Origin of the sequence: Clostridium aceticum, assembly GCF_001042715.1 — a bacterium.
Classification (GTDB): Bacteria; Bacillota; Clostridia; order Peptostreptococcales; family Natronincolaceae; genus Andreesenella; species Andreesenella acetica.
Window position 1 is genome coordinate 447,473 of the sequence record NZ_CP009687.1, and the last position, 19,233, is coordinate 466,705.

General features: G+C 37.1%; 18 protein-coding genes and 1 other annotated feature. Of the genes, 17 read left to right on the plus strand and 1 reads right to left on the minus strand.

Annotated elements, in window-relative coordinates; genetic code table 11:
- Positions 1-254: 254 nt before the first annotated feature.
- The 15 genes from CACET_RS02065 (at position 255) to CACET_RS02130 (ending at position 15,016) form a co-directional block, all read left to right on the plus strand.
- A complete protein-coding gene (locus tag CACET_RS02065) occupies positions 255-1,166 on the plus strand; it encodes an AEC family transporter (protein ID WP_044823191.1) in 912 nt (303 codons plus the stop codon).
- A gap of 106 nt (positions 1,167-1,272) precedes the next feature.
- Positions 1,273-1,923 (plus strand): cobalamin B12-binding domain-containing protein, encoded by a 651-nt coding sequence (locus CACET_RS02070; protein WP_044823190.1) that lies wholly within the window; start codon positions 1,273-1,275, stop codon positions 1,921-1,923.
- Positions 1,924-3,075, plus strand: coding sequence for a uroporphyrinogen decarboxylase family protein (locus CACET_RS02075; protein ID WP_044823189.1), 1,152 nt, complete (start codon positions 1,924-1,926; stop codon positions 3,073-3,075).
- 16 nt (positions 3,076-3,091) lie between these two features.
- Complete coding sequence (locus CACET_RS20340) at positions 3,092-3,238, plus strand: hypothetical protein (protein ID WP_158385945.1); 147 nt, start codon at positions 3,092-3,094, stop codon at positions 3,236-3,238.
- 152 nt (positions 3,239-3,390) lie between these two features.
- Positions 3,391-4,728, plus strand: a complete 1,338-nt coding sequence (locus CACET_RS02080; protein ID WP_044823188.1) for a uracil-xanthine permease family protein — start codon at positions 3,391-3,393, stop codon at positions 4,726-4,728.
- A gap of 817 nt (positions 4,729-5,545) precedes the next feature.
- On the plus strand, positions 5,546-5,920 hold the full coding sequence (locus tag CACET_RS21260; RefSeq protein WP_423229896.1) for a methyl-accepting chemotaxis protein: 375 nt from the start codon (positions 5,546-5,548) through the stop codon (positions 5,918-5,920).
- Positions 5,921-6,259: 339 nt separating this feature from the next.
- Positions 6,260-6,913, plus strand: coding sequence for a CoA transferase subunit A (locus CACET_RS02090; RefSeq protein WP_044823186.1), 654 nt, complete (start codon positions 6,260-6,262; stop codon positions 6,911-6,913).
- Entirely contained in the window at positions 6,913-7,572 is a 660-nt protein-coding gene (locus tag CACET_RS02095; RefSeq protein ID WP_044823185.1) for a 3-oxoacid CoA-transferase subunit B, read from the plus strand. The genes CACET_RS02090 and CACET_RS02095 overlap by 1 nt, the downstream gene beginning before the upstream one ends.
- Before the next feature lie 25 nt (positions 7,573-7,597).
- The gene (locus CACET_RS02100; protein ID WP_044823184.1) at positions 7,598-7,945 is read left to right on the plus strand and encodes a cupin domain-containing protein; all 348 of its coding nucleotides are present in this window, start codon (positions 7,598-7,600) and stop codon (positions 7,943-7,945) included.
- Positions 7,946-7,960: 15 nt separating this feature from the next.
- Positions 7,961-8,749, plus strand: a complete 789-nt coding sequence (locus tag CACET_RS02105; RefSeq protein WP_044823183.1) for an SDR family NAD(P)-dependent oxidoreductase — start codon at positions 7,961-7,963, stop codon at positions 8,747-8,749.
- A 15-nt stretch (positions 8,750-8,764) separates the two neighbouring features.
- The gene (locus CACET_RS02110; RefSeq protein WP_242846868.1) at positions 8,765-9,703 is read left to right on the plus strand and encodes a 3-hydroxyacyl-CoA dehydrogenase family protein; all 939 of its coding nucleotides are present in this window, start codon (positions 8,765-8,767) and stop codon (positions 9,701-9,703) included.
- A gap of 208 nt (positions 9,704-9,911) precedes the next feature.
- Positions 9,912-10,850, plus strand: coding sequence for a cyclase family protein (locus tag CACET_RS02115; protein WP_044823182.1), 939 nt, complete (start codon positions 9,912-9,914; stop codon positions 10,848-10,850).
- A gap of 299 nt (positions 10,851-11,149) precedes the next feature.
- Positions 11,150-12,328 (plus strand): acetyl-CoA C-acetyltransferase, encoded by a 1,179-nt coding sequence (locus CACET_RS02120; protein WP_044823181.1) that lies wholly within the window; start codon positions 11,150-11,152, stop codon positions 12,326-12,328.
- A gap of 62 nt (positions 12,329-12,390) precedes the next feature.
- Positions 12,391-13,224 (plus strand): beta-keto acid cleavage family enzyme, encoded by an 834-nt coding sequence (locus tag CACET_RS02125; protein ID WP_044823180.1) that lies wholly within the window; start codon positions 12,391-12,393, stop codon positions 13,222-13,224.
- A 196-nt stretch (positions 13,225-13,420) separates the two neighbouring features.
- Positions 13,421-15,016, plus strand: coding sequence for a sigma-54 interaction domain-containing protein (locus tag CACET_RS02130; RefSeq protein WP_044823179.1), 1,596 nt, complete (start codon positions 13,421-13,423; stop codon positions 15,014-15,016).
- 244 nt (positions 15,017-15,260) lie between these two features.
- Here CACET_RS02130 and aroF read toward each other — a convergent pair whose 3' ends face one another.
- On the minus strand, positions 15,261-16,262 hold the full coding sequence (gene aroF / locus CACET_RS02135) for a 3-deoxy-7-phosphoheptulonate synthase (protein WP_044823178.1): 1,002 nt from the start codon (positions 16,260-16,262) through the stop codon (positions 15,261-15,263).
- A gap of 499 nt (positions 16,263-16,761) precedes the next feature.
- Positions 16,762-17,021, plus strand: a binding site (T-box leader).
- Positions 17,022-17,169: 148 nt separating this feature from the next.
- On the opposite strand from aroF, the gene trpE reads away from it, so the two are divergent.
- Positions 17,170-18,642 (plus strand): anthranilate synthase component I, encoded by a 1,473-nt coding sequence (trpE, locus tag CACET_RS02140; RefSeq protein ID WP_044823177.1) that lies wholly within the window; start codon positions 17,170-17,172, stop codon positions 18,640-18,642.
- Positions 18,639-19,208, plus strand: coding sequence for an anthranilate synthase component II (locus tag CACET_RS02145; protein ID WP_044823176.1), 570 nt, complete (start codon positions 18,639-18,641; stop codon positions 19,206-19,208). Before trpE ends, CACET_RS02145 begins: the two co-directional genes overlap by 4 nt.
- Positions 19,209-19,233: the final 25 nt, after the last annotated feature.

Consider the following 19,233-nt stretch of genomic DNA (forward strand, 5'->3'; position numbering starts at 1 on the left):
TGATAGGAGGATTTTTAAAAAAGTTCCCATAGTAAAGTTTATTTGTATAAGAAAGATGAATTTAAACAGCAAAATCAATGTTTTAGATAGGTGAGAAATTTTACAAAATAAAAAATGATGCCCTCAGGAAGTTTTGGCATAAAATTTGCTTTTACATAATGGCAGTATGAATATTAAATTCATGAGAAGTTGAGAAATGTAAAAAAATATAGTAAGTAAAAATAGTCTATCGTTAAGAAAATTGGGAGAAAAAAATGGAAATTTTTTATGTCGTTAATCAAGTAACTGTTTTGGCAATCTTGATGATCATAGGGTATATCACAAGAAAAAAGGAAATATTAAGCGATCAGCTAAGTAATGGATTATCATCCATTCTAATATATATCGCCCTACCAGCTATGATTATATCGGCATTTCACTTTGAATTTTCTATAGAGATGTTTAAAAACATTGGACTAATTTTAATACTATCCACACTTATTCATGTGCTATTAGTTGTTGTTAATAAGCTTATATTTAAAAAGTATGAAGTAGATAAGAGGAATGTACTAAACTATTTTGGCATATTTCCTAATGCTGGTTTTATGGGGCTACCCTTTATACTGGCATTGTATGGAGAAACAGGGGTTTTCTATGCTTCTATATTTATGATTCCTTACCATGTCTTAATGTGGACTTATGGACAAAGACTGTTTGCTAAAGCAAAGGATCCTTCATTTATGAAAGCTTTAATAATACACCCTAGCATTTTAGCTATTGTGATAGGTCTGTTGACATTTATATTTTCCGTCAACATACCATATGTGATTCTTAGACCTATGAATATGTTAAGTTCAATGACAACACCAATAGCTATGATGATTATAGGTGGTAAAATTGCTGATTTAAAGTTTCATGATTTATTTTCAGATAAAGATGTATACATTGGATGCTTTGTTCGATTAATCGTAGCACCTATCTTAACATTTGCACTTCTAAAAGGTATGAATTTAGATTTTATGCTGATTAAGATTTGTGTAACGATTGAAGTAATTCCCGCAGCAATGACCATTGTAATTTTTCCAGAAAAATATGGTGGGGATACGCACTTTGCAACGAAATGTGTATTGATGAGCCATGTACTGTCTATTATTACAATACCAATAGTATTTCTACTACTTCAGTAAAATTTCTTTACATGAGTATTTCAATTGTTTTATTGAAAGATAATTTGATTAATTATAAATGCTTTTAAAAACTTACAATCTAAATATAAGCAAGGGGGAATTTAAAATGGCAGAATTAGCAATTGATTTAAATGTATTAAAACAGGCAGTAGGGGACCTTGATGAAGAGCAAGTGTTGGAAATGTTAGAGAAGTTTGTGGAAACAAATCCAAGCGAAGAAGAAGCGCAAAAGGTAGTAAATGTATGTCAGCAAGGAATGGCAATTGTAGGGGACTTATTTGATCAAGGTGAATACTTCGTAGGAGACTTAATCTTTGCTGGAGAGTTATTAACAAGTGCTATTGAAACATTAAAGTCTGTAATTGGTTCAGACAGCACAGAAAAGGTGGGCACCATTGTTCTTGGTACAGTGGAGGGGGACCTACACGATATCGGTAAAAATATCTTTAGAAGTATGGCAGAAGCAGCAGGTTTTGAAGTATATGATATCGGTATTGATCAGTCAGCAAGTGCTTTTATTCAAAAGGTTAAAGAAGTAAAACCACAGATCATAGGCATGAGTGGTGTACTTACCTTAGCAATTGATTCTATGAAAAATATCATAGATGAAATGAAAAAAGAAGGATTAAGAGAAGATGTAAAAATTATCATCGGAGGTAATCCTGTAACAAAAGAGTCTTGTGAGTATGTTGAGGCAGATGCCTTTACTACAAATGCAGCAGAAGGTGTAAAAATATGTCAAGGGTGGGTGAATTAAATGAAGGATATGTTAGCACAAGCAGCAGAGAGAAATCAGCTTTTCAAAGATATTGAAGAAGGAAAAATACCTAAAAGGGTACCTGTGTATACTTGGATGGATATAACCTATATTATGCAATATGCTGGGGTGGACTTAAAAAAGGCGCAATGGGATGTTAGTGGATTTAGAGATATGATTGAAGTTGGCGCAAAATCCTTTGCATCCGATATTAATCCAGCTACATTTACGAGATTATATCCAGTATATAACATATTAGGAGCAAAAAACTTTGTGATGAGTTCTTCTGGACAAATCCAACATCCAGAGATTACCGGTATGCAGCCGGAAGAGTATGATGAGATGATTGCAGACCCTTATAAGTTTATGCACGATAAAATATTTCCACGACTATATAGTAATTTAGATGCAGCACCAGCCAAAAAAGCCTTAGTATTTGCAAAGGCACAAAAAGCCTTTTTCGATATCATGGGGCAAATAGCCGCTGCTGATGCTGAGATGAATGCAAAATATGGTTTAGCAGATGATCGCGTAAATGGTCAGTCAATTGCACCCTTTGATCAAGTTGCAGATCAGTTTAGAAGTTTTAGTGGAATTAGCTCAGATATAAGAAGGTATCCAGAAAAGGTGCTTGCAGCATGTGAAGCGGTACTACCTATGATGTTGAAGGCAGGAGTTAAACCTAATTCATCTATCAGCAAAAAAACATTTATTCCTCTCCATATGGCACCTTATATGAGGGAAAAAGATTTTGTGAAATTCTATTGGCCAACCTTTAAAAAGTTAGTTGAAGGATTAAGAGCTGCAGGCGCAGGGGTATTGTTATTTGTTGAACATGATTGGACTAGATTCTTAGATTATTTAAATGAATTGCCTGCAGGCACACACATGATGTTTGAGTATGGTGATCCAAAGGAAATCAAAGAAAAAGTAGGGAAGAAACATATTGTTTCAGGGCTTTATCCATTGACATTGCTAGCTCAAGGAACAAAGCAAGAATGTATTGATAAGGCAAAAGAACTTCTTGATATCCTTGCACCAGGTGGCAATTATATATTCTCTTTTGATAAAGTAGCTTTAAATATAAAGGATGCCAATCCTGAAAATATTATTGCCGTTAATGAATTTGTAAGAGAATACGGCGTTTATTAAAAAGGAGGAATGAAAAATGGAATTTAAATCAGAATATTACACTTCATGGTCAGAGTATGTAGAAAAAAACGATGTTTCTCAAGACGAGGAAGAATTTATTGCACCGAATTCTCAGCAATATGAAGAATTAGTTTTTGGCTTTTCCATGTATTTAACCATGTAAAGCAGTGAACTCATTTCAGTAAATTAAAACATTGGGAAATCAGATGGAGAGTCTGCTCCATCTGATTTGAAAACCCCACCTACGTTAACGTTTGGAGGGGGAGTCTTAATTCTAAAAGAGAAAGATAACAAATTAAAGAGGGGGAAATGTAAATGAATAGTTCTAAAGTAAGAATTGGGGTTAATGAAAAGCTTACTGTTCAGCAGTCACTTTTTTATGGTATGCAATCGTTATTAGCATGTAACTTATTTTTAGGTCCTTTTGTGCTTATTGGTGTTTTCCAAATGGAGGTTTCGCTTGCAGCTGCTTTCATTGGAATGACTTTCTTGGCTTGTGGTATTGCAACAATTATTCAAGCGGGCTTCTTTCTTAAGATGCAGGTAATACAAGGAATGTCTTTTGCAACATTTGGGGCAGTAATTGCGGTGGTGATGGGAGCAGATTTTGCTACCCTTGTGGGAGCACTAATGGTGACCTCAATTATGATTGTTTTACTTGGTTATTTTAGACTCTTCAGTAAATTCGTCAGAAAATTCATTCCAGGATTAGTAGCTGGAACGGTTATCGTTGTTATAGGTATTTCATTGATGCCAATTACCTTCACTTCTATATTAGATCTTCCAGGTTCACCCGGCGTTAACTTCTTGATAGCAGGAGTTACATTTTTCTCCTTGTTATTTTTTATGCGATTAGGTAGATCAGAAAACACACTAAGTAAAGCCCTTAATATTGGAGGGGTAATTTACGCTATGGCAATTGGAACATTTGTTGCGTCCTTCTTCGGGCAAGTAGATCTAACACCTGTAGTAAGTGCCCCTTGGTTCGCTATTCCTAGGCTTTTCCCCTTTGGAGCTCCAAAGTTTGAAATTGGTTCAATTATGGTGTTTGCCGTAATTATGATAATAAGTATGGTTGAGTCCATCGGTACTTGGTTTACGATTACTGAGATGAGCGATGACGCGGTAGATGATGAGAGAATGGATAGAGGGGTAATAGGTGAAGGTCTTGGCGTATTGATTGGATCGTTAGTTGGGGGTTTACCTGTTAGTAGTTATGCTTCCAATACAGGAGTTCTAGTAGTTACTAAGGTATTTAGCCGATATGCTGCTATTGCTGCTGGTGTTGTAGCTGTTATTTTAGCCTTTAGCCCTAAGCTTATGTATCTAATGGCGATTATCCCTTCTTCGGTAGTATGGGGAGTATACGGAATCGTTTGCATTGCTATTCTTATGAGTGGATTTAATAGTATTAAAAATTACCCAATTACGGAGAGAAATAATTTAGTTGTAGGTATTTCAGTTTTAGCAACAATAGGTGCAGGGCTTCTACCTGCTGCGGTTACTAATGCAATGCCTGGAATAATTGGTTACTTATTCCAAGCTTCTATCGCTATTGGTTGTATAACTGCAGTTGTTGCAAATTTAGTGCTTCCAGAGAATACTGAAGATAGGATAGCTGTAAATCCTATAACAGATGTAAATAATTCTTAAAGTTTATCTCTTAAATAAAGTCCTCATAAATTGCTATTTATTAATCTTAAAATGTGAGTTGTAGGATGGGGAGAAAACCCAAAAGTTTCTCTGGTTATATAGGTAAAAGGGAAAATAGCTCTAAGCATGGAATAAACTAGTAGATACAGGGAGTTACTCTAACCGGAACCCCCTGTATCTTTTTTTCTATCTATTTTAAAGCTGTTTTTCGCGGACTATAGCTGGATTCATTGTATTTTTCTTAAGAAAACCTAAAAGATCAGCAGCACAGAAAGTACTTTTAATATTATGATACAAGCAGCTGCTGTAGATGTTGAGATGAATAAAAAATAATGAAACATTTAGGGAGGCTATTATGATGAAGAAGGAGAATCAGCAGAAAATATTAGATCATTTTATTTATTTGACCTCTTATTTATCCTATTTTTTTGATGAAGATATTATTGTTGGCGTAACAGACAGAGAAAAATTTATACATCAGACTAAAAACAAAAACATTCCCGTCAGTGTGAATGAAGGAGATTTGATTACAGAAGGGGATGGTATGTATGAAGCAATACAATCTGGCAAACTTTTTTCTGTGATAGTTCCGAAGGAAAAGTTCGGCACTGCCTTTAGGTCCACAGCAGTACCTATTCGAGGTGAAGAGGGGGCTATTATTGGGGCCTTTGGTATAGGCAGAAGTTTGGAAAAACAGTTGAAAATGTCGATGTTAGCAGAAAACCTTGCTGCCTCCCTACACCAAATAGCTTTTGCTGTTAATGCAATTTCCTCAGGGGCTCAAGATATAGCGGCAACTAACTCCACTATGGTAGAGATGACAAATGAAACCTGTGAGACAACGAAAAAAACAGATGAAATTATTAGATTTGTAAATAATATTGCTAGTCAAACTAATTTATTAGGTTTAAATGCAGCCATTGAAGCTGCAAGAGCAGGAAAGAGCGGCAAAGGTTTTGCTGTTGTGGCAGAGGAAATCAGAAAACTATCTAGTTTAAGTAGTGAATCTATAGAAAAGATTGATGTTGTTTTATTGAGGGTGAGAGAATCGGTAGAAAAGATACTACATAATATGAAGCAATCAGAGGGTATTTTTCAAGAACAAGCAGCTGCATTAGAGGAAATAACAGCAACAATAGAGGAGCTAGATGCCTCGGCTAAAGTTCTTGAAGAAATGGCTAAAGTTTTTTAGGTTTTTGCGATACAAAACAACATCACAACGATACAAAAATGAATCAAAAGAAAAACCACACTAAAGTGTACTTTTACTTTTATAAGCTTAAATATTGATACAAATTTGTATCAATATTTTTCTTTTATTAAGAAAACAGTATCCTCTAGCATTAATTTCACAGAAGGTTTACATGAGCATTTTAAATAAGTTAATAAAGAAATCCAGTGTTTTCAAGGCTCTGTTAATTGAAATGCAAAAAAAACTTATATTAATAAAATTTGGCATAGAGATTGCTTATATAATAGGATAGGCAAGAGATGAGAGTACAGACTATTGCAAAGGTGGTAGGTATGAGCCATGAGTAAAGTAAAAAGTATGAATGAAGCAATGAGTTTAATCAAAGATGGTATGACCATCATGATTGGTGGATTTATGGGGATAGGTACGCCAGAAATTTTTATAGATGCAATGGTAGAAAAAGGGGTTAAAGATCTAACGATAATTGCCAACGATACAGGGCTGCCAGATAAAGGGATAGGTAAGCTGATTGCAAAAAAACAGATTAAGAAGGTAATAGCCTCCCACATAGGACTAAACCCAGAGACTGGTAGACAAATGAACGCAAGAGAGTTAGAGGTAGAATTAGTGCCGCAAGGGACATTAGTAGAACAAATTCGATGTGGTGGTGCAGGTATAGGAGGCTTTTTAACTGAAACCGGAATAGGGACGATTATAGAGGAGGGGAAAACAAAAATAAAAGTGGGCACGAAAGAATATCTTTTAGAACTGCCACTGAGGGCAGACCTGGCTCTCTTAAGGGGTTCTATCGTAGATAAAATAGGGAATGTTTTTTATAATGGCTCCACAAGAAACTTTAACCCCTTAATGGCAACTGCTGCAGATATGGTATTGGTTGGTGCAGAGAAAATTGTTGAAGTAGGAGAGCTGGATCCCAATTATGTTATGACACCTAGTATTTTTGTAGACTACATTGTTGGGGGTGAAAAATAATGGAGGCAAATATAGCAAAAAAAATGATTGCAAAAAGAATTGCCAAAGAGTTGAAGGACGGAGATGTGGTAAATTTAGGCATCGGACTTCCCACCATGGTGGCAGACTATATCCCTGAAGGCATTCATGTAACTTTGCAGTCTGAAAACGGTTTTGTAGGTTTAGGCACAGCTGCTGAAGTTGGAAAAGAAGATAAAGATATTGTTAATGCAGGGGCCCAGTATGTGACCGTAAAAAAAGGAGCGGCTTTCTTTGATAGTGCAACATCTTTTGGGATTATCCGTGGTGGGCATGTAGACGCCACAGTGCTGGGGGCTTTAGAGGTGGATCAAAAAGGAAATTTAGCAAATTTTATGATCCCAGGAAAAATGGTTCCCGGTATGGGTGGGGCTATGGACTTGGTAAGTGGAGCAAAGAAAGTAATTATTGCTATGCTTCACACTGCTAAAGGAGAGGCAAAGATCTTAAAAGAATGTAAGTTGCCTCTTACAGCTGTAGGGCAGGTAAATCTTATTGTTACAGAACTAGCGGTGATGGAAGTGAGTCCTGAGGGTCTTTTATTAAAGGAAATTGCTCCTGATATTACTGTAGAAGATGTTTTAAAAGCAACTGAAGCAGATCTAATCATTAGCGATGATTTAAAGGTTATGGAATTATAAAAGTTATTGAGAGGAGGTGAAGTTTATGAAGAAGGTGGCATTTGAAGATGTTAAACCTTATAAGGCACCATTGCATTTTGATGTATCTACTTTAAAATTACATGGCTTAGAAGAAACTGGAGCCTCTAAGTTTTGGATGGGTGTTTCACACTTTCTCCCTGGTGGTGGAGCAGAGTACGCCTATGAGGATTCTCCCACAGAGAAGATCTATGTTGTTTTAGAAGGAGAAGTTGTTGTTAAATCAAAACAAGAAAAATTTGTGTTGAAAAAATGGGATTCTATTTTTATAGGACCTAATGAGGGAAGAGAGATTATTAATGAAACCAATATGCCGGCAACTATGTTGGTAGTGGTTAATTATCCTGAAGTATAGATAAGGGGGGTATTTATGAAGGTAATGAACAATACAGAAATCAAAAACATGTTTAGCCTAGAGGGAAAGGTTGCTATCGTTACAGGTGGCGCTGGGTCATTAGGAGAAGGGGTGGCAACAGGACTTGCCCTTCATGGAGCAGATATTGTTGTAACTGGTAGAACTTTAGAAACCCTTCAAGAAACTGTAAAAAAGGTAGAGGCAGTAGGTAAACGTGCGTTAGCAGTGGTTTGTGATGTTACTAAGGAAGAACAAGTGAAGGAAATGGTGCAAAAAACCTTAGATGCCTTCGGTAAAATAGATATTTTAGTTACAGTTGCTGGCATTGCAAAGAGGTTTCCAGCAGAAGAATTCCCAGTAGATGCTTTTGAGCAAGTAATGGACATCAATGTAACAGGAACCTTTATTCCTTGTAAAATCGTAGGAAATGTCATGAAGGAACAGGGTTATGGAAAAATTATTACAGTTTCTTCTGTAAGGGCTTTTGCAGGACATCCAGGAGGATACGCAGCCTATGGCACAAGTAAAGGAGCTGTATCTTTACTAACAAAGCAGTTAGCTACTGAATGGGCAAAATACAATATTAATGTAAATTCTGTTGCACCAACAATTTTCTGGACACCTCTTACACAAGAAGTACTAGAGGATGAAAAATTAAAGAAAATTTTCTTAGATAGAATCCCTATGGGAAGAGCTGCATTGGTTCAAGATATGGTGGGTTCCACAGTATACCTTGCTTCAGCAGCGGCAGACTTCATTACAGGGCAAGTAATTTATGTAGATGGCGGCTGTACCGCAGGCTAAAAGGGAGGCATCATTGTGGAGAAAAAAGTATTTAAAAACATCACTATTTTTGGTACGGGAATGATGGGAAGCGGCATCGCTCTGATTTTTGCGGTAAAAGGATGCTTCAAAGTCACCATTTTCTCAAGAAGGGGAATGGCCTCTGGTGTGTTGGAAACCATTGAATCAAGTCTAAACACATTGGTAGAAAAGGGGATCCATACGAAGGAAGAGGTAAAAACTGCCTTATCCAATGTTACAGTTGTTGATAACATGGAGATTGCCGCTAAGGATGCTGACTTTATTATAGAATGTATTCCTGAAGACATGGAACTAAAACAAAACTTATTTAAGGATCTGGATCAACTTTGTAGACCGGATACCATTTTTGCTACCAATACATCTGTAATGAGCATTACAGAGATTGCTGAAAAAACCAAAAACAAGGCAAGGGTAATAGGAACGCATTTCTGGAATCCTCCATACCTTATTCCGTTGGTGGAAGTAATCAAAGCAGAAGAAACATCTGAGGAAGTGGTAGAACAAACCATGGATTTAATGAACATTATTGGCAAGCATCCCATCAAGGTAAATAAAGATGTACCTGGATTTGTTGCCAACAGATTACAACATGCCCTTTGGAGAGAAGCTATCTCCATTGTAGAAAGAGGCATAGCAGATGCTAAAACAGTGGACGAAGCCTTGAAATTTGGACCAGGCTTAAGACTACCGATTTTAGCACCAATGGAGAATGCTGATATGGTAGGACTAGACTTAACCTTGTCTATTCACAGCTATATTTTAAAATATCTTGAAGATTCTCATGAACCTTCTCCACTATTAAAGGAAAAGGTTGCAAAAGGAGAACTGGGCTTTAAGACAGGAAAAGGCTTTCAAGAATGGACACCAGAAGAAGCCACAGCTTCTAAAAAGCAGTTGGCAGAGTACCTAGTAAAGGTCTTATATAACAAATAAATTTAAATCATTAGCGTTAACTTAAGCCATAATTTGTCATCCTGAGTGGAGCAAAGCGGAGTCGAAGGATCGTAGTGTTAGTAAAATTCTTGGCTACTCCAAGATCCTTCGCTACCCTCAGGATGACAGTTCAAGAGAACTTTGGTGATAATTGTACTAAGTTAACGCCTATGAAATTTAAATTAAACATTTTAGGAGGTTATTAACAATGGGAAAGAAAGTATTAGTAGATTTAAGTCATCCGTTCCATGCGGATATACCTGTATGGCCTTATTTTGCAAAGCCTAAAATAGATACAATGCACAACCTTGCAAAAAGCGGCGTGTTAACACAAAAAATAGATGTTGTTATGCACTGCGGTACACATGCGGATGCACCCCGACATGTTATGGAATACGAGTTTAATGGTAAGCGTGCACGTTACACCCATGAAATGCCTTTAGATGCCTATTATGGTGATGCGGTTTGTCTTGATGTTCGTGTTGAAAACTGGGGATTGATCAAAGCTTCACATCTTTATGATGCTTGCGAACGTGCAAATATCAAACCGGAAGAATTAAAAGGAATGGTTGTTTGTATCAGGACAGGTATGCACTTAAAGTTTGATGATACAAAAGAATATTATCATTATTCCTGTGGAACCGGTAGAGAAGCAGGAGAATGGTTTGCAAAGTACCAACCAAAATGTGTAGCTATGGACATGCAAGCCCTTGATCATCCTCTACACACAACCATGGGCAAGAATGGTGGTTACGTTGCAATGAACCTTATTGGTAATTCTGGTAAACCGATCACTGAAGAATACATCGAAAAATTTGGTATTGAAACCTATGCAGAATTTAACAAGGAAACTTATATTAATACATTTGGTTTAGAAAAATACATGGAAGCCTATGGAAAACTTGAAAATCATGGTCTTGAGGGAACTTGGGAGCCATGCCATAAGCTTATGATGGGTAATGGTATCGTAGGTGTAGAAAACCTTGGTGGTGACCTTGACAAAGTTGTGGGAAAACGCTTTAAGTTCATGGCATTCCCAATTCGCTGGTGGTTAGGAGATGGATCAATGGTTCGCTGCGTTGCTGAAATCGATGAGGATGATCTAAATGATGTACCAGATAGAGAATATAGATACGGTGGATTCTAATACTGCTAAGTGATATAGATGTACCCTAAACTCTCTTGATTTGTCATCCTGAGCATAGCGAAGGATCTTATTGTACTTAAACTAGACTGTAGCAAAGATATTCTTTTTGGGCACCTTTTAGGCATAAGATCCTTCGGTGGTACCTCCCTCAGGATGACAAAAATAGGACTTTCATAACAATGACAAATTATGGAGTAAGTTAATGCTAATAGTTAGAAATGAATTGTTTAAGGGCAGTCATAGGTAGGATGATTCGTCAACATGGGATGCCCTTAGTAATAGCTGCGAGGAGGATCAAAATGAGGGAAATCGTAATTGTTGGTGCAGCTAGAACGCCAATCGGGAATTTTGGTGGCAGCCTTGCTAAGATGTCAGCAGTAGAGTTAGGTGTTATAGCTGCTAAAGAAGCAACAAAAAGAGCTGGTATCACTGGAGAGATGATTGATGAAGTGATCGTAGGGAATGTACTGTCGGCTGGACTAGGACAAAATATAGCAAGACAGATTGCAATAAAAAGTGGGTTACCGGAAACAACCTCAGCAATGACTATTAATAAAGTTTGTGGTTCAGGACTTCGTGCTGTAAGTTTAGCAGCTCAAATCATCCAATCAGGAGATGCAGAAATTGTCTTAGCAGGAGGGACTGAGAGCATGAGCAATGCTCCCTACTTACTGGACCAAGCAAGATGGGGTAATAAAATGGGTCACAGCAATGTTATTGACTCCATAATCCAAGATGGGCTTTGGGACGCATATAACAACTATCATATGGGTATAACCGCTGAAAATATCGCTGAAAAGTGGCAGATATCAAGAGAAGAACAGGATGAGTTTGCAGCTAAAAGCCAATCAAAGGCAGAGATGGCAGTAAAGGATGGAAATTTTAAAGAGGAAATTGTCCCTGTTGTTCTTCCACAGAAAAAGGGAGATCCCATCGTTTTTGATACGGATGAATACCCTAAGTTTGGTACTACAGTGGAAAGCTTAAAAAAATTAAAACCTGCTTTTAAAAAGGATGGAACGGTAACAGCAGGAAATGCTTCTGGTATTAATGATGGAGCCGCTATGTTGGTGGTAATGTCTAAAGAGAAGGCAGAAGAACTAGGATTAAAGCCGCTTGCAAAAATCAAAGCCTATGCATCTGATGGACTAGATCCAAGCATTATGGGATATGGACCAGTACCAGCAACAAAAAAAGCCCTGAAAAAGGCAGGAATGACAGTAGATGATTTAGACTTGATCGAAGCCAACGAAGCCTTTGCAGCACAATCCTTAGCTGTGGCAAAGGACCTAGGATTAGATCCGTCTAAAATCAATGTAAACGGTGGAGCCATTGCTCTGGGGCATCCTATTGGGGCATCGGGGGCAAGGATTCTGGTAACGTTGCTCTATGAGATGAATAAAAGAGAGGCTAAAACAGGATTAGCAACCCTATGTATTGGTGGGGGAATGGGAACAGCCTTGATCGTGGAAAGATAACAACTTGCAAAGTAAAGAATATAACCACTTGTAAACTACATCGATAGAGAGAGGGAGAAATAATGGAGAATAAAGTGATATTAACCGTTGCAACCACAGGAGCATGGCCTACAAAACAAGATACACCCTATGTGCCGCTGCAACCAGAGGAGATCGCCAACGAAATCTATGCATGTTGGAAGACCGGGGCTTCTATGGCACATATACATGTACGTAATGATGAAGATAAGGCCTCTATGAGCTTTGAAAAGTTTGAAAAAACTGTAAAGCTTGTTAGAGAAAGATGTGACATTGTATTAAATCTAACCACTTCTGGAGGTATAGGTTTAACAGATGAAGAAAGAATGAAGCCTTTTGTTGAATTGAAGCCAGAAATGGCATCCTACGATTGTGGTACCATGAACTGGGCACATACCACTGTCTTTGAAAACAATCCAAAGTTTCTAGAAAAATTAGGTATGACGATGCAAGAAAATAATGTAAAACCTGAAATAGAAGTTTTCGATGCGGGAATGGTATATAATGCTTTATATTATCTTAAAAAGGGGATTTTAAAAGCTCCGCTGCATTTTCAATTTGTTTTAGGGGCTCCAGGAGGGATGACAGCTACAGTGGAAAACCTAGTGTTTTTAAAGAGTTTAATTCCTCAAGATGCTACATGGAGTGCCTTTGGAATTGGAAAACAACATCTTCCTATCTTATATGCAACCTTAGCATTAGGTGGAAATGTAAGAGTAGGCATGGAAGACAATATCTTCTATTCAAAGGGAGTTTTAGCAAAATCAAATGTTGATTTTGTGGAAAGAACCAAGAGAACCATAGCTGAAATGAACAAAGAAGTCGCTACGCCAGACGAAACAAGAGAAATTTTAGGTCTTAAGAATTGGAATAAATAAAAAGAAAAAAACTTTCCTATCAGCACAGATAAAAATAACCAGCAATCTATATCCTGCTGGTTATTTTTATCCAGTGAAATATCTTACTAATTTTCCCTCCTGTTAGTTTCTAATTTAAGGATAGTATTATGATATAATAATTATTATTAAGAACTTTTAATACTAGCTCTTATAATAAGGCTTGAGGAGGGGAAAAATGAACGGAGGGCATACAATCAAAATTTCTCAGAAAGTCAAAAAGAAAATTGATGAATTGGCGGAAAAGACTGGTTTGGATATAAATGATCTTATCGATCAGATTATTGAAGAAAATAAAATCCCTAAGAAAAAGCAGCTAGATGCCTTTACTATTGCCAATAGCATAGCAGATGGTATTTATGTGATAGATAAAAACGGAATGATAACTGCTGTTAACAAAAGGTATTTGGAGATAAAAGACCTTAAAGAAGAGGATGTTATTGGAAAGCATATAGATGCTATATGGGACAAAAACATCAATTATACTACGACCTTTATAGTGGGTGAAGCAGAAAATAAAACTTCTACACTAGAGATGGTTGAAAAAAGCACGAATAAAACCTTTAAAATTATGCAACCTCGCGCAATATCAATAGTGGTTTTAGAAGAGAAGAAAAAGATTTCTGTTATCACTACTGCAAAAGGACGTGAAAAAAGCTTTCTTATAACAAGCACGCCATTTTTTGATGATGAGGGGGAAGTGGCTTATGTATTGACGGTGCTTAGAGATTTAACAGAATTAGTAGAACTAAAGAAAAAGCTTGATGAAACAGAAAGCGAGAAAAATAGATATCTTCATGAGTTGGAACACATTAAAGAGCATGAAATGCGAAGTGCTTTAATTGGAGAAAGCATGGATGTTGAAAAAATTAGAGAACTGATTGAGAGCGTTGCAAAAACTGATGCTACAGTACTGATTACTGGGGAAACTGGTGTAGGAAAGGAAGTCATTGCAAGAGAAATATATAAACATAGCAAAAGAAAAGATGGACCTTACATTAAGGTCAACTGTGCAGCGATTCCAGAGACTTTGTTAGAATCTGAATTATTTGGCTATGAAAAAGGTGCTTTTACAGGAGCGCAGAATAAAGAAAAACTAGGCTTCTTTGAAATGGCCAACAATGGAACGATTTTACTAGACGAAATTGGTGAAATCCCCATCAGAGTACAATCAAAACTTCTCAGAGTTCTTCAAGAAAGAGAGGTTACAAGAATTGGTGGGACAAGAAACATTAGCTTAAATGTAAGGGTGCTTGCTGCAACAAATCAAAATCTACAGGAACAAATAGAAAAGGGAGCCTTTAGACAAGACTTGTATTACCGCTTAAACGTAGTGCCTATTAGAATACCGCCCTTAAGAGAGAGGGAGGGAGATATTACGTTATTAGCATATAATTTCCTTGAAGACTTTAATCAAAAGTATCATAAAAAGAAAGTCTTCGAAATAGATGCTATCGAAGCACTGGAGCACTATGATTGGCCTGGTAATGTAAGAGAACTAGAAAATACAGTAGAGCGATTGGTGATTATTGGAGAAAAAAAAGCAATTACTCGAAATGATATCGTCAATATTTTTGGGAAAAACAAATTTTTAGATGATCCTACCAATAGCGAAAACATGACTTTAAGAGAGGCAGTAGATGCATTTGAGAAAAAAATTATCGAAAAAGCACTGAAAAAGTATGGAAGCACCTACAAAGCAGCCAAAGTCTTAGGGGTGGCACAACCTACTGTCTTGAGGAAGGCACGGTCCTTAGGGGTAGAGAAGTGGTAATTGAATAGAATAAAAGTACTTAAGCTATTTTGCGTATTTAAGAGGGATTAGTTACCTGTGGAAATTTTGAGATTTCTGCAGGTAACTATCTAATCCTCTTGTAGAATTTTCATTCTGTTTTCACTCTTAGTATAGAAAATCCTCACCTCTAAGCATTAATAATCAGTGGAACTTACTGCTCTTGATCAGTGACCAACACAAAAACTTTCAAATTAGATTTTTAGTTGTTTATTCAACGAACACATTACCGAATCTCCACAAGCTTCTCAATACCCCTCATCAGTTTAGCGAATTTTTCAGGCTTAAGAGACTGAGCACCGTCACATAAAGCAACTTCTGGTTGATGATGTACTTCGATCACCAATCCATCGGCACCAGCGGCAACAGAGGCTTTTGCTAGGGGATCTACCATAGACCATTTTCCAGTGGCATGACTAGGATCAGTGACAATCGGTAAATGGCTTAGTTCTTTGATGACAGGTACAGCGCTGACATCGAAGGTATTTCGTGTGTAGGTTTCAAAGGTTCTGACACCACGTTCACATAAAATAACATTGTGATTACCCTCTGACATGATGTATTCCGCTGACATCAGTAGTTCTTCTATGGTGGCGGATAAGCCCCTCTTTAAAAGAATAGGACGTTGGCTTCTCCCGGCTCTTTTTAAAAGAGGGAAGTTTTGCATATTTCTAGCACCGATTTGGAGGATATCTGCGTATTCTTCTACAATATCAAAGGTATCTTGACACATTACCTCTGTAACGATAGGCATGCCAGTAGCTTCTTTTGCTTTTCTAAGAATTTTTAAGCCCTCTTCACCCATCCCTTGGAAGCTGTAGGGGGAAGTTCTTGGTTTGAAGGCACCACCTCTAAGAATATGAGCTCCTTCCCTTTGGACAGCAAAGGCAGTTGTCATTAATTGTTCTTCACTTTCTACAGAACAAGGCCCCGCCATAATCGTAACACTACCATCACCAATTTTCACACCATCTACTTCAACGATAGTATTTTCAGGATGGAAAACTCTGCTGGCCAGCTTGAAGGGATGTTGTACCCGCAGTACTTTTTCTACATACTCATTGGCTTCAATCTGACCTTGGTTGATTTTATTGGTATCTCCTATTAAGCCTAATACACAGTAGCTGGCACCCTGTACCGGATGAACCTCACAACCTAAACTAATCATCTTCTTCTCAATTTTTTCAATAACCTCCTGTGGTGCACCTGGCTTCATTACAATAACCATCATTAACTCCTCCTTGTTTTTAATTTAAATTTTATACAAATAAAAAAGTGGATTCCTTCTTAGGAATCCACTTGTATAATCGTACTACGTTGTGAAAGTGAGAAAAACTATGTTGGCATCAGTTTTTCATCCATATATTTCCTTTGAAAGAAGTTTTCATATCTATATTTTTTGAATGCAAAATAGCTGGCGCTAAAAAAGTAAAAGCCCCAGTAAAAGTTAAAATAATAGCTATGAAGTTGGCAAATTTCTTTAATGTTACTTAACATGAAAATCACCCTTCTTTTCAAATTTATATGGTTTACATATATTATATGAATCTGGTAAAACTATGTATCAAATTATTAGAAAATTTTAATCAAATTATAATGAAATTTTTTAAGTATGTCAATACAAAATTTTTTAAAAGGACATAAAAAATTTTAATATAGATATTTTGAAATTTACTATTGACAGATGGAAGAAATCGTATTAGAATTTTAAAAAAGTATAGTTTACAGTAAATTCTGAGATTGGAAAGAGTAGGTAAGCTCTGAAGCCAAAGCGAGTCGGGGGTGGTGAAAGCCTGATGCAGATAGACTTATTGAATGGTTCCATGAGAAGCAGTGGGAAATCTTTAGAGAGTATCACTAGCCGTAGGTCTCACGTTACAGAGACAGGGTATCGAAATAAGAAATTATTTCCGTACTTGGAAGAGTGAGATGATTAAAATCATCTAAAATAGGTGGCAACACGGAGTAGAAACATTTCGTCCTATAGGGGAATTGAAGTGTTTTTTTATTTCCCTAAAATACACATCTATTTTTAGTGATCTTACATCTAATGAAGGTGGCAACACGGAATCTAAAGCATTTCGTCCTTACTATAGGGATGAAGTGCTTTTTTTTATAGAGAGGAGAAAAATATAATGACTTATCCAGCCTATCAACAATTTAAAGATTTAAGCAAAACCTATAAAATCATCCCTGTCTCTATGGAGATACAAGGAGATACCGAAACCCCCATTACCCTATTTAAAAAGCTATGTAACACCTCCAATTGTTATTTATTGGAGAGTGTAGAAGGAGGAGAAAAGCGAGGAAGATATTCTTATATTGGCAGAAAGCCTTTTGTCACCATGCAGGGGAAGGATCATCAAGTAACGATTGTGGAGGGAGACAGGGTTTATGAAAAAAAAGGAAATGAAATAGAGATCATCAAGCAGGTGATGGAGGATTATAAAGCACCTCAAATAGAAAATATGCCGGATTTTATTGGAGGGGCGGTAGGCTATATAGGCTACGATATTGTAAGAAATTATGAGAAATTACCCCATGTCAATGAAGATGACGTGAATCTCCCACTGGTGCATCTTTTAATGGCAGAGGAGATTATTGTATATGATCATGTGAAACAAAAAATTAAAATCATTGTGAACTTGTCCATAAAAGGGGATATAGAAAGGCTTTACGATACTGGGGTAAGGCGGCTTAAAAAAATTCAAGAGGAGATATGTAGGCAGAGCTTTTTAATGGAAAGAGACATGACAGAGGGGAGTTCAAAGCTTCACTATCGCAGCAATGAGACAAAGGACACCTTCATGGAAAAAGTGAAAAAAGCAAAGGAGCATATAAGAAATGGTGATATTTTTCAAGTCGTATTGTCTCAACGTTTACAGGTTAAGACTGAACTGTCGCCTTTTGAAGTTTATAGAAACCTAAGAAGCGTAAGCCCCTCTCCCTACTTGTTTTATATAGATTTTGGAGATTATCAGCTGGCGGGGTCTTCACCAGAGTTGTTGGTGAAGGTAAAAGATCAACTGATAGAAACTTGCCCTATTGCAGGAACCAGGTCTAGAGGTGAAAATGCTGAAGAGGATGAAATATTGGCAAAGGATTTACTAACAGATGAGAAAGAGAGAGCAGAGCATCTTATGCTGGTGGATTTAGCTAGAAATGATATCGGTAAGCTGGCGGAGTTTGGCAGCGTAGAGGTCAGTCAGTATATGGAGGTTTGCAGATATTCTCATGTGATGCATATTGTTTCAAACGTGATTGGGAAGCTGAAAGAGAAATATGATATGTATGATGCCTTGGTGGCTTGTCTGCCAGCAGGAACGCTATCAGGAGCTCCAAAAGTAAGGGCTATGGAAATCATTGATGAACTAGAAAATAAAAAGCGAGGGATCTATGGTGGTGCTGTGGGCTATTTAGGCTTCAATGGCAATATGGATATGTGTATTGCCATACGCAGTATTTTGTTTAAGGAAAAGCAAGCCTATCTGCAGGCTGGAGCTGGTATTGTGGCAGATTCTAATGAAGAGGAAGAGTACAAAGAAACCCTAAGGAAGCTGGAGGGGCTGATGGTGACTATGAGTAGATTGGAGGAGAGGGTAAGTTGATTATCATTATAGATAACTATGATTCTTTTACCTATAATCTTTATCAGTATATAGGAGAAATTCAACCAGAAATTGAGGTTTTCAGAAATGATGCTATAAGCGTAGAGGCTTTAAGAGAGATGAAGCCTTCTCATATTATTATTTCTCCAGGACCAGGTTTTCCTAAAAGTGCGGGAATAAGTAAAAGTGTTATTGCAGAACTAGGAAAAGAAACACCGATCTTAGGAATCTGCCTTGGACATCAAGCAATAGGAGAGGTCTTTGGTGCAAAAGTTATTCATGCAGAAACACTGTTTCATGGGAAAACCTCTATGGTTTCTCATAATGAAAAAAATCTATTTTGTGGTATCGGAAGTCCTTTTAAGGTGGCACGTTATCATTCTTTGGTAGTGGATAAGGAAAATCTGCCAGAGGAATTAATAGTAACTGCTAGGGGACCAGCGGGAGAAATCATGGCATTACAGCATAGAAAGTATCCAATTTTTGGTCTGCAATTTCATCCAGAATCCATAGCTACGGAGGCAGGAAAAAAAATCATTAAAAAATTTTTGAAGATAGAGAAGTAAGTAATCTAAACTGTCGGAGGTGTAT